The sequence below is a fragment of the Buchnera aphidicola (Eriosoma lanigerum) genome, from assembly GCF_964059125.1.
Classification (GTDB): Bacteria; Pseudomonadota; Gammaproteobacteria; order Enterobacterales; family Enterobacteriaceae; genus Buchnera_D; species Buchnera_D aphidicola_C.
Window position 1 is genome coordinate 302,374 of record NZ_OZ060395.1, and the last position, 12,354, is coordinate 314,727.

Consider the following 12,354-nt stretch of genomic DNA (forward strand, 5'->3'; position numbering starts at 1 on the left):
ATTTAAAATAAAAAATTTTATTATAATGTTAGTAACTTTAAATATTAAATTTTAATACTAATAAATCAATAACGTTGTTATGCAATATAAGTAAGGAATATCAAATGAAATTACAGCAACTTCGTTATATTGTTGAAGTAGTCAATCATAATTTAAATGTATCTTCTACTGCTGCTGGATTGTATACTTCACAACCAGGTATTAGTAAACAAGTAAGAATGTTAGAAGATGAATTAGGAGTACAAATTTTTATTCGTAGTGGAAAACATTTAACTAGTGTAACATCTACAGGAAAAGAAATTATTCGTATTGCTAGAGATATTTTATCGAAAATTGAATCAATTAAATCTATTGCTGCTGAACATACATGTCCAGATAAAGGTTCACTATATGTAGCCACTACTTATACGCAAGCAAGATATGTATTACCTCATATTATAACTCATTTTATAAAAAAATATCCTCAAGTTTCTTTGCATATTCATCAAGGTTCTCCAAAACAAATAGCTGATTCTATTTCTAGAGGTAATGTAAATTTTGCTATTGCAACTGAAGCATTTCATTTATATGAAGATTTATTAATGTTACCTTGTTATTACTGGAATCGATCTATTATTGTTCCTACAAAACATGAGTTAGCTACTAAGAAAAATATTACCATTGAAGAATTATCCAAATATCCATTAGTAACATATACATTTGGATTTACTGGTAAATCTGAATTAGATCAAGCTTTTTCCAATGCAGGTGTAACTCCTCATATAGCATTTACTGCTACAGATGCAGATATAATTAAAACTTATGTTCGATTAGGATTAGGTGTTGGAATTATAGCTAGTATGGCTATTGATAAAAAATTAGATTTAGATTTAGTACAATTACCAACTAATAATATTTTTAGTAATAGTACTACCAAAATTGGATTTCGTAGAACTACTTTTTTAAGAAGTTATATGTATGATTTTATTAGACAATTTGCAAGTCATTTAACTAGAGATTTAGTTAATCATGCTTTATCACTTCGTTCGAATAAAGAAATTGATGTAATGTTTCAAAAAATATCATTACCAATCAAGTAAATTATAAAATAGTTATTAATTGTTTTAAATTATATGATTAATAACATGTTTACAATTATTTTATTATATTGTATGTAAATTTATATTTGAAGAAAAGTGCTATGTATATAACATATTATATTTAATTTATAATGGAAAAACATCTTGGATTTTTTTTAAAATTAATCTTATAAACTTAGCATTACCTGTTAAAAAAAAATTAGATTTTTGATGATCGTGAGTAACTTTATGATTGCATACTAATGCACCAGATTCTTTTAGTTGTAATTCTCCTGCATATACGTTCCAAGGTTTGAAATTCATATATAGTACACAATCTAATCTACCAGCAGCAACATATGCTAAATCAAGAGTGGTAGAACCACTTAATCGGAAATTTATATTTTCATTCAGTAAAGTTTTTATAATTTTCAAGTATAAAATGTTATTAAATTCGTCTTGATTAGAAATATGTATAGATAAAGTGGAAAGAATAAGGCTGCATACGTTATTACATCTCATTCTGTAACCATTCAGTTGAGCACCTTTACCTCTTATTGCAGAAAATAATTCATTTTTAATAGGATCGTATATTACAGAAATTTCTGTTTTGTTCTTTATTGTTATTACTATAGATATGCAAAAGTGTGGTATATTTCTATTAAAGTTAGTTTTTCCATTTAATGGATTAATAATCCATATAATGTTATTTAATATATCTTTAGATTTAATTTTATTTATCACAATAGAATGATTAGGATAAGATTTTGAAATTATTTCTATCATTTTTTTTTGTGATATATAAATAATATTTTCTAAATTATCTATACTATTTTTATTAAATATAGAATTTTTTTGTACATCATATTTTTGTGCAATAAAATCTCCTCCTTTTCTAATTGCTCTTATTGCAATATTTAATATAGGATGCATTATATTTTTCCTTAATTATTTTATATCATTGCATGAATTATAATTATAACATAACAATTATTTTTATATAATTAAATGTTATTTAAAAAATAATATTATTATTTTTGACTTTAATTTTATATTTATAGTATATAAATATTTATAAATGACAATTTTAATTTTTATTTGTTATCATAATAAATTATTGAAAAATTCAATATAATATAATTTTTTTATTAAAAACAACATAAAAAATTTATGTTATAATAATAACATATGGTTTAAAACTAATGCGCTTTATTTATTATTAAATATTATTTAATTAAATAATATTATAAATTTTAATTTAATATTGATTTAAAATTTAATTTTTTTTTTACTTTTTTATATTGTTTATTAAATGAAAAATATAAGATTACATCTATTTTATAAATATATTGAATATTTATTAAAATTTTTTAATATCTTCAATCAATTTATTTATTTAAAGTATGTACTTGACATGTAAATTATGTTTATATTTATTTTACTGTATTAATTATATGAAATACAACTAAGATATAAAATTAATATGTTTATACAATCATCTCATTCAATCATATCTTTTAATAAAACTAATTTATTAAATTTAAATTATGATCAATTACAAAAATTAGTAGTATACTATGGAGAAAAACCATTTCGAGCAGAACAGATTATGAAATGGATATACCACCATTTTTGTACAGATTTTAATAAAATGAGTAATTTAAATAAAGCATTACAACGAAAATTAAATGAAACATCATTTATTTCTATTCCAAAATTTTATAAATCTCAACGTTCTTCAGATGGTACTATAAAATGGCTGGTGGAAATAAATTCAAAATTAATTGAAACGGTTTATATTCCAAATAGAAACAGAGCTACTTTATGTATTTCTTCACAAATTGGTTGTGCATTAAAATGTCATTTTTGTGCAACTGGAAAAATAGGTTTTAAAGGTAATTTACAGGTTTCTGATATTATTGGACAATTATGGTATGTATCCAAATTAATTCATATTGAAAATAAAATTATGTATCCAAAAATTACAAATGTAGTTTTTATGGGAATGGGAGAACCATTATTAAATTTTAAAAATGTTATTATTGCATTAGAAATTATGTTACATCCATTTGCTTTTAATTTATCTAAAAATAGAATTACTGTTTCTACATCTGGTATAGTTCCAGCTATAGATAAATTATCCAATTTTATTGACGTTTCTTTGGCTATTTCTTTACACGCTTCTAATGATGCATTAAGAAATTTACTTATGCCTATTAATAAAAAATATAACATTACAGCATTATTAGAATCAGTAAAACGTTACTTAAAGAAATCTACTGCAAATAAAGGTCGAGTAACAATAGAATATGTCATGTTAAACGATGTTAATGATGAATTAAATCATGCAAAGGAATTAGTGAAATTATTACATAATATTCCTAATAAAGTTAATTTGATTCCTTGGAATTGTTTTGTTGGATCTCAATATACTTGTAGTAATTTATCTAAAATTGAAATATTTTCGAAATGTTTAAGAAAACATGGATTAATTAGTACTATTAGAAAAAGTAGAGGTGCAGATATATTAGGAGCTTGTGGTCAATTAATGGGAAATAATACTATTTGAATCGTAAATAATATACATAATAAATTTTAAAACAATTTAATGAATTATTTTATTAATAATACTACTATTATAATAATTAAATTTATTATTTTAATTTTAATACATAAAAATATAATTTTATTAATATGAAAATAATATAATAAATTGTTATTGATTAACTTAATATTTATTAAAAATATATTTTGAATAAAATATCTATTTATACATAAAATGTAATGTAAATTATATTTATAATTATAGAATTATTAATACAAAAAATATATAAAAAAAAATTTTATTACAATATAAAGATATTATATCATATCAATAATTAATTAATTAATAATAGATAATAAATAATGCAATTTATTTATTGTTTTTTAATATTTTTAATTTATATAAATTATTTATAATAATATATAATGAATTTAATTAATTGCAAAATTTAATAAAATTAAAACGTATATTTTTATTAATATTTCTATATTAATTAATGTTATAAATGATATTTACTAATAAATTTTAAATTATAAAAATAAATTAATAATATATTATATTTAATTATATATATTTATTTTTTCATACATATTATGATTAATATAATTAATGTTATTTAAATATTACAAAAATATAACTGTAAAGATTATCTATAGAGATAATTTTATCTTTATAACATTGAATAATAATTTAATTATTTTAAGTAATTGAAAAATAAATGATATACGAAAAAAAATAATAATTATAAAATTGAATATATTATACTTATTATAAATAGTAGAGGTAAAATAGTGAATCAAATATTTCAATCTATTAGAGGTATGCATGATTTTCTTCCAAATGATCTTTTTTTATTTAATAAGATACAAACAATATTACAAAAAATATTGAATAATTATTGTTATTCTGAAATACGTATGCCTATTTTAGAAAAAACGGAATTATTTAAGAAAACCATAGGGGATAACACTGATATTATTGAAAAAGAAATGTATTCTTTTTTGGATCATGGAGGTAGAAGTATAACATTACGTCCAGAAGGTACCGTTGGTTGTGTAAGAGCTTGCATAGAACATAGTTTATTATATCATAAAATACAACGATTATGGTATATAGGTCCTATGTTCAGATATGAGAGACCTCAGAATGGTAGATATCGTCAATTTTATCAGTTAGGTGTAGAAACGTTTGGTTTAGATGGACCTGAAAGTGATGTTGAGTTAATTATGATTGCAATCAGATGGTGGAAAAAATTAGGAATTTTACCATATTTAAAATTAGAAATTAATTCTATAGGATCATTGCAATCTCGTTTAGTATATAAAAAAGAATTAATACAATTTTTAGATAAACATAAGTCCTTGTTAGATATAAATTCTAGAAACAAAATTATTTCTAATCCATTTCGAATTTTAGATGACAAAAATCAAAATATTCAACACTTATTACAAAAAGCTCCTAAATTATATAATTATCTAGATGAAAAATCATCTATATATTTTGACAATTTATGTCAATTATTAAATAAAATGAAGATAGAATATTATATAAATCATTTTTTAGTACGAGGTTTAGATTATTACAATGATACAGTTTTTGAATGGACTACTACTAAATTAGGATCCGAAAATACTGTTTGTGCTGGAGGACGATATGATTTGTTAGTACAATATATAGGAGGAAATTTAATTCCAGCAGTAGGATTAGCTGTTGGTATGGAACGATTAATTTTGTTGTTTAAAAATATATATCATAATATACAACAATCTTCTTCAGTAGATATTAATATTTTATTTTCTAATCATATACTTAAATCAATTCAACTATCTGAAGAAATAAGAAACATATTTCCAAAATTAAAAATAATGATAAATTATTCAGGAGGATCTATAAAAAAACAATTAGATAAAGCTTATAAATCATCTGTTAAAATTATTTTATTTTATTGTCCTAATCAAAAAAAAACATCTATAATTTCTATGATTAATGTTAAAGAAAAAAATACAAATTATTTCTCTAAAGAAGAAGTTATAAAAAATATTCACCATATTTTTAATATATCATAATTTAAATAAAATAATTATATATGAAAATATAATTATTTACTTATTATATGAAAAATTATTTTTTTTAATTTTCAAATTATTTATATGAATTCAACAGTATGTAATTAAAAATAACATTATTTTTATATTTTTATTATTCGTATAAAAATATAAAAATTATTAATTAATATTACATTTATCCTTACGTATTAAGGAAATTATATGATTTTTAATGAAAAAATTCATATTTCTGAATATGATACACAATTGTGGAATGCAATAAAAGCAGAAAACAGGAGGCAAGAAAATCACATTGAATTAATTGCTTCTGAAAATTACGCCAGTAGAAGAGTTATGGAAGCTCAGGGATCACAATTAACTAATAAATATGCAGAAGGATATCCTAATCGAAGATATTATAGTGGATGTGAATATGTTGATATTATAGAACAATTAGCTATTGATCGAGCTAAAATACTATTTAATGCTGATTATGCTAATGTGCAACCTCATTCTGGTTCACAAGCTAATTTTGCAGTATATCAAGCATTATTAAATCCAGGAGATACTATTTTAGGAATGAATTTATCACATGGAGGACATTTAACTCATGGTTCTCCAGTTAATTTTTCTGGAAAAATATATTCATCCATTTTTTATGATTTAGATGTAAATGAAGAAATTAATTATCAAAATTTAAATGATTTAGCAGAAAAATACAAACCTAAAATTATTGTTGGAGGATTTTCTTCATATTCTGGTATTTGTGATTGGAAAAAAATGCGAGACATTGCAGATAATATTAAAGCATACTTATTAGTTGATATGGCTCATATTGCTGGATTAGTAGCTGTTGGGTTATATCCTAGTCCTTTGCCATATGCTCATGTTGTAACTACAACTACTCATAAAACATTATCTGGTCCGAGAGGTGGTTTAATACTCTCACAAGAAAAAGATAAAAATTTATATAAAAAAATTGATTCTTCCGTTTTTCCTGGAAGTCAAGGAGGACCATTAATGCATGTAATAGCTGCTAAAGCAATATCATTTAAAGAAGCTATGGAAGATTCTTTTAAAGCATATCAAAAACAGATATTATTTAATGCACAACACATGGCAAAAATTTTTATTTCTCATGGTTATCATGTTATTTCCGGTGGAACATATAATCATTTATTTTTAATTAATTTAACTAATAAAAATTTAACTGGAAAACAAGCTAGTGATACATTACATTTAGCAAATATTACTGTAAATAAAAACGCAGTTCCTAATGATCAAAATAGTCCTTTTATAACATCTGGAATTAGAATTGGAACACCATCTATTACTAGACGTGGTTTTAAAAGAAAAGAAATAGAAAAGTTATCTAATTGGATAATAAGTATTCTTAATAATAGTAAAGATACAAATCAAATTAAACAAATTAAACAAGAAGTTTTAACAATATGTAAAAAATTTCCGGTATATATATAAAAGTTTATAAATTATAGAAAATAATTAAATATTATTTGTATAATATATATTAAATATAGAGCATTTTATTAATAAATTTTAATAATTAATATTATTGTTAATAAATTTATTTATTAACAATAATATTTTTAAAATTTATTAATTTTTTTATATATTTTTATTGATAATTATTGAGGTATCTTTAGATTAATATTAGAGTTAAAAATTTCTTCTTTATTATTAAAATTTGGTATTTTTCCTAAAAATGGAACGTTTAAATATTCTTTTAAAGAGCTTAAATATAATTTAGAATATTTATTCTCTGGAGTAATACAGTTAGCAATCCATCCTGATAATAATAATCCAGAATTAAGAATAGCATTACGAGTTAAAATTGCATGATTTATACATCCTAATTTCATCCCTACTATTAAAATAATAGAAAAATTTTCTTTTTTCACCCAATCAGAATAAAGTATTTTTGTTGATAATGGAGTATGCCACCCTCCAGCTCCTTCAACTAAAATCCAGTTGGATTTTTTACTTAAGTTTTCAATTAATTGAGATAATGTACTTAATTGAATATTATTATTTTGCTGCATGCTAAGTATATGAGGAGATGAATAATCATGAAATAAATATGAATTCATATCAGAAGTAGATAATGGAATAGAGCTATATTTTTTTAAAGTTATTAAATCAAAATTTTCTAATTTACCATTTTTATTTTGAGAACCACAGGATATAGGTTTACAAGCAGAAACAATATATCCATTTTTTTTAGCTTGTTTAAGTAAAAACATACTTGATATAGTTTTTCCAACATTAGTATCTGTTCCGGTTATAAACCATTTTTTAATCATATATAAATAATTCCAATTGCTAATTTATAGCTTAATAAAAATTTATTTTTTTTTGATGGCCAAGAATATTGTAATTGTTTCATAATAGATTTATTTAAAACACTTTTATTTTTTTTTATATTTACATAAGTTGCACCTATTCTTTTAACTGATAGTAATGCTTCTAATATTGTTGTGAAAGAAAATTTAATTGTTTTAATTTCTAATACTAGAATTTTATTACAACAAGAATGAAGAATTTTCTGGACAGTAATAAACTGATTAACATGAATATAATTATCAATTTTTTTCCAAGCTTTAGATAATTCTGATAATGATCCTTTAATCAACGTTGAAAATATTACTGTTCCACCTGGTTGTGTTACTCTACATAGTTCTTGAACTGATCTTGAAAAATTTTCACACCATTGTAAAGATAAATTACTCCATGTTAAGTCAAAAATATTATTTTTAAATGGTAAATTTTCAATATCTCCTTCTAAATAGTAATTAGCTGTATTCTTTGATCTAGCATACATTAACATTTGTTGAGATAAATCTAAAGCGATAACTTTATTACTTTTTTGTTTTAATTTTTTACTAAACCATCCAGTTCCAGATCCAGCATCTAGAATAAACATATTTTTTTGAAAATCTATTTTTGACATTAAAATATTACCAACTATTTTTTGCAATTTTGCATATTTATCATAGTATTGAACAGCTCTATTAAAAGAGTTGGATATTTTTTTTTTATTTATTATTATATTCATGTAATTTTTCTAATAATTTATTAATATCTTTTTTACTATGCATGGCATTAATAGTAATTCTTAATCTTTCTGTACCAATAGGAACAGTTGGAGATCTTATTGCGTTAGTCCATATCCCATCTTTCTTTAATTTATTTGATAATAAAATAGTTTGCTCGTTATTACCAATAATTATTGGCTGAATAGCTGTTCTTGAAGAAAGTAATTGAAAAGATAAATGTTTTGCTTGACTACAAAAATAATTAATATTTTCATTTAATTTGTCTCGTATTGATTTATCAGTTTGAATGATATCTAATGATTTTAATAATGTGTATGCTTGAGCTGGTGGCATAGCAGTAGAACATATTAAGTGTTTTGAAAATTGTCTTAAATACTTATAAATAGTATTATTACATAATACAGCTGCTCCACTAATTCCAAAAGCTTTTCCAAATGTAATCATTAATATATGTGGTTTAATATTCTGATAATCACAAGATCCCTTTCCATTTTTTCCTATTACTCCTATACCATGAGCATCATCAACTAATAACATTCTTGTTGGTTTCTCTGAAAATTTATTTAATAATTTTAATGGAGCCATGTCTCCATCCATACTAAATACTCCTTCAGTAATAATTAATTTTAATTTATTTTTTGTATTTAAATTAATATTTAATTGATTTAAATCTTCTATACTATTATGTTTAAATCTATATAATGCAGCAGAATTTTGTACACATGTTTCAATAATAGAAGCATGTGATTTTTTATCTGCAAAGATGATATCTTCTTTATTTAATAAAGTAGAAATGACTGCTTGGTTAGCAGAAAAACCAGAAATAAATAGAATAGATTTTGTATAACCCAACCAATCGGCTAATCTAGTTTCTAATTGCTCATGTGCAGTAGTATAGCCAGACATATAGCTAGAACCTCCTGAACCTACTCCATAAATTTCTGCACCTTTTTTCCAAGCATTAATAATTCTAGAATCATGACTTAAATTTAAATAATCATTGCTAGAAAAATTGCAATAATTTTTACCTAATACCTGAATATAACATGGACTATAATATGTAGTTACATTAATATTTCTAACTAGTATATTATTTTTATTAGTTTTTAATTTTTGATTAATTTTATTTTCCCAGGTCATTATTGTGCCGCATTATAATAATATTTATTATTAAGACTATCAATATGATGTGATATAATAGACTGTGTATCTGTATTTTCTTTCATATTTTTTTTCGATTCTGGATATAAATTCAGTTTTTCAAATAATTTTAGATCTTGTGTTTCTTTTGGATTAGAAGCTGTAAGTAATTTACAACCATAAAAAATAGAATTAGCTCCTGCCATAAAACATAATGCTTGAGTTTGTTGATTCATTTTTTCTCTTCCTGCAGATAATCTAATGTATGAATATGGCATCATAATTCTAGTTACAGCAATAATTTTGATAAATTCAAATGGATCAACTTCATTAATATTATTTAAAGGAGTACCTTTAATTTTCATTAACATATTTATTGGAATACTTTCTGGAGGTTTTTCTAAGTTAGCTAATTGTGTTAATAACTTCATTCGATCTTGAACTGTTTCTCCTAAACCAATGATACCTCCCGAACAAATCTTCATACCACTTTTTCGAACAATATTTAAAGTGTCGATTCTATCTTGATATGTTCTTGTTGTAACAATATTTTTATAAAATTCAGCAGATGTATCTAAATTATGATTATAAAAATCTAAACCAGCTTCAGATAAAATATTTGCTTGTTGTTTTGTTAGCATACCTAATGTCATACAAGTTTCCATACCTAATTTTTTTACTTCTTGTATAATTTTTTTTAAATATGGCATATCTTTATCTTTAGGATTTTTCCATGCAGCTCCCATACAAAATCTAGAAGATCCTGATAACTTTGCTTGTTTAGCAGAATTTAATATTTTTTCAATTTTTAATAAGGGCTCAATGGTAATTCCAGTTTTATATCGAGCACTTTGAGGGCAATACTTACAGTCTTCAGGACAGGATCCAGTTTTTATAGATAATAATGTACTAATTTGTATAGATTGTGGGTCAAAATTTTGACGATGAATTGTTTGAGCTTTAAACATTAATTCAAAAAAAGGTGTTTGTATTAAATTCATAGCTTCATCATAGTTCCAATTTTTTTTCATTAATATCACTCCAATTTTTTTATTTTTTATTTTATTATAAAAGTAATAATAGTAAATTTATTTTAATTAGGTAATACATATTATTTATGAATAAATTCAATAAATATTTTGACATAAACCATATTTGGCATCCTTATACATCATTAACTAATCCTTTACCCTGTTATTATATTGATTCTGCAAAAGGTTTTTATTTAAAAATGAAAAATGGAAAAAAGTTAATTGATGGTATGTCCTCATGGTGGTCTGTTATACATGGATATAATAATCCTAGATTAAATTTAGCATTAAACAAACAAATAAGAAAAATGACACATGTAATGTTTGGAGGTATTACTCATACACCAGCTATTAAATTATGTAAAAAATTATTAAAAATTACACCTATTGAATTAAATTCTGTTTTTTTAGCTGATTCTGGTTCTGTAGCAATAGAAGTTGCTATGAAAATGGCTATACAATATTGGCAAGCTTTAGGGAAAAAGAAAAAATATTTTTTAACAATAAAAAATGGATATCATGGAGATACATTTTTAGCTATATCCGTCAGCGATCCGAATAATGCATTTCATCATACATATGATAGTTTTATAAAAAAAAATTTATTTGCAACAGCTCCTATTTGTAAATTCAATGACATTTGGAATCATGATGATATTTTTTCATTTAATCAATTAATAGATCAATTTTCAGAAAAAATAGTAGCAGTAATTTTAGAACCTATTGTACAAGGAGTTGGAGGTATGCATTTTTATCATCCTAATTATTTACGATCTGTTAGAAAATTATGTAATTCTTATGAAATACCATTAATCATTGATGAAATAGCTACAGGGTTTGGACGTACTGGAAAACTTTTTGCTAGTGAACATGCCAATGTTGTTGCAGATATTTTATGTCTAGGAAAATCATTAACAGGAGGCACTATGACTTTATCTGCTGTATTAACTACTAAATTAATATCAGATACAATTAGTAATGGAAAAATAGGTACTTTTATGCATGGACCAACTTTTATGGGTAATCCTTTAGCATGTTCTGTTGCTGAAGCAAGCATTTCTATATTAGAAGAAAATATATGGAAAACACAAGTTAAAGATATCGAAAATCAATTGTATATTAATTTAATTAAATTATCCAATCATTCACGAGTAAAAGATATTCGTGTTTTAGGAGCAATTGGTGTAGTAGAATGTTACGATGTAATAAATATATCTAAAATACAAAAGTTTTTTGTGAAAAATGGAGTATGGATTCGACCATTTAAGAATTTAATTTATCTTACTCCACCTTATATCATTGATATAGAATCTTTACAACAATTAATAGAAATTATTGCTAAATCATTAGAAAATCCAATTTTTTTTATTTCTAATTCAAAGTAACGTTTTACTTAAAAAATATATTTTATTTAAAATATAAACTTTTATTCAAGATATAAATCTTATAAAAGAGTAATAT

At 22.7% G+C, this 12,354-nt stretch carries 10 protein-coding genes; 5 read left to right on the forward strand and 5 right to left on the reverse strand.

All coding sequences use genetic code 11. From position 1 onward, the window contains the following. Positions 1-104: 104 nt before the first annotated feature. Positions 105-1,079 (forward strand): HTH-type transcriptional regulator CysB, encoded by a 975-nt coding sequence (cysB, locus tag AB4W75_RS01280; protein WP_367679650.1) that lies wholly within the window; start codon positions 105-107, stop codon positions 1,077-1,079. A gap of 126 nt (positions 1,080-1,205) precedes the next feature. Here the strand turns inward: cysB and AB4W75_RS01285 are convergent, their stop codons facing one another. Then, the gene (locus tag AB4W75_RS01285; protein WP_367679651.1) at positions 1,206-1,991 is read right to left on the reverse strand and encodes an inositol monophosphatase family protein; all 786 of its coding nucleotides are present in this window, start codon (positions 1,989-1,991) and stop codon (positions 1,206-1,208) included. Positions 1,992-2,541: 550 nt separating this feature from the next. Here AB4W75_RS01285 and rlmN point away from each other — a divergent pair. The 3 genes from rlmN to glyA all read left to right on the forward strand — a co-directional run bounded on the left by rlmN (position 2,542) and on the right by glyA (position 7,127). Beyond that, positions 2,542-3,627 (forward strand): 23S rRNA (adenine(2503)-C(2))-methyltransferase RlmN, encoded by a 1,086-nt coding sequence (rlmN, locus tag AB4W75_RS01290; RefSeq protein WP_367679652.1) that lies wholly within the window; start codon positions 2,542-2,544, stop codon positions 3,625-3,627. A 767-nt stretch (positions 3,628-4,394) separates the two neighbouring features. Next, complete coding sequence (hisS, locus tag AB4W75_RS01295) at positions 4,395-5,669, forward strand: histidine--tRNA ligase (protein ID WP_367679653.1); 1,275 nt, start codon at positions 4,395-4,397, stop codon at positions 5,667-5,669. Positions 5,670-5,873: 204 nt separating this feature from the next. Continuing rightward, the gene (glyA, locus tag AB4W75_RS01300; RefSeq protein WP_367679672.1) at positions 5,874-7,127 is read left to right on the forward strand and encodes a serine hydroxymethyltransferase; all 1,254 of its coding nucleotides are present in this window, start codon (positions 5,874-5,876) and stop codon (positions 7,125-7,127) included. Positions 7,128-7,294: 167 nt separating this feature from the next. Here the strand turns inward: glyA and bioD are convergent, their stop codons facing one another. From bioD to bioB, 4 genes are read right to left on the reverse strand one after another with little or no spacing between them, the layout of a single operon-like run. Continuing rightward, positions 7,295-7,969, reverse strand: coding sequence for a dethiobiotin synthase (bioD, locus tag AB4W75_RS01305; RefSeq protein WP_367679654.1), 675 nt, complete (start codon positions 7,967-7,969; stop codon positions 7,295-7,297). Further along, positions 7,966-8,721, reverse strand: a complete 756-nt coding sequence (gene bioC, locus AB4W75_RS01310) for a malonyl-ACP O-methyltransferase BioC (RefSeq protein WP_367679655.1) — start codon at positions 8,719-8,721, stop codon at positions 7,966-7,968. The genes bioD and bioC overlap by 4 nt, the downstream gene beginning before the upstream one ends. Beyond that, positions 8,702-9,862, reverse strand: coding sequence for an aminotransferase class I/II-fold pyridoxal phosphate-dependent enzyme (locus AB4W75_RS01315; protein WP_367679656.1), 1,161 nt, complete (start codon positions 9,860-9,862; stop codon positions 8,702-8,704). The genes bioC and AB4W75_RS01315 overlap by 20 nt, the downstream gene beginning before the upstream one ends. Beyond that, on the reverse strand, positions 9,862-10,893 hold the full coding sequence (gene bioB / locus AB4W75_RS01320) for a biotin synthase BioB (protein WP_367679657.1): 1,032 nt from the start codon (positions 10,891-10,893) through the stop codon (positions 9,862-9,864). Before bioB ends, AB4W75_RS01315 begins: the two co-directional genes overlap by 1 nt. Positions 10,894-10,979: 86 nt before the next feature. Between bioB and bioA the strand changes: the two genes are divergently transcribed. Then, the gene (gene bioA, locus AB4W75_RS01325; RefSeq protein ID WP_367679658.1) at positions 10,980-12,278 is read left to right on the forward strand and encodes an adenosylmethionine--8-amino-7-oxononanoate transaminase; all 1,299 of its coding nucleotides are present in this window, start codon (positions 10,980-10,982) and stop codon (positions 12,276-12,278) included. The last annotated feature ends 76 nt before the right edge of the window (positions 12,279-12,354 follow it).

What these genes read in the sequence shown, in the direction of transcription:
- bioD (WP_367679654.1), bottom strand. Translation starts at nt 7,969, where the DNA reads ATGATTAAAAAATGGTTTATAACCGGAACAGATACTAATGTTGGAAAA.
- rlmN (WP_367679652.1), top strand. Translation starts at nt 2,542, where the DNA reads ATGTTTATACAATCATCTCATTCAATCATATCTTTTAATAAAACTAAT.
- bioC (WP_367679655.1), bottom strand. Translation starts at nt 8,721, where the DNA reads ATGAATATAATAATAAATAAAAAAAAAATATCCAACTCTTTTAATAGA.
- AB4W75_RS01285 (WP_367679651.1), bottom strand. Translation starts at nt 1,991, where the DNA reads ATGCATCCTATATTAAATATTGCAATAAGAGCAATTAGAAAAGGAGGA.
- cysB (WP_367679650.1), top strand. Translation starts at nt 105, where the DNA reads ATGAAATTACAGCAACTTCGTTATATTGTTGAAGTAGTCAATCATAAT.
- bioA (WP_367679658.1), top strand. Translation starts at nt 10,980, where the DNA reads ATGAATAAATTCAATAAATATTTTGACATAAACCATATTTGGCATCCT.
- bioB (WP_367679657.1), bottom strand. Translation starts at nt 10,893, where the DNA reads ATGAAAAAAAATTGGAACTATGATGAAGCTATGAATTTAATACAAACA.
- AB4W75_RS01315 (WP_367679656.1), bottom strand. Translation starts at nt 9,862, where the DNA reads ATGACCTGGGAAAATAAAATTAATCAAAAATTAAAAACTAATAAAAAT.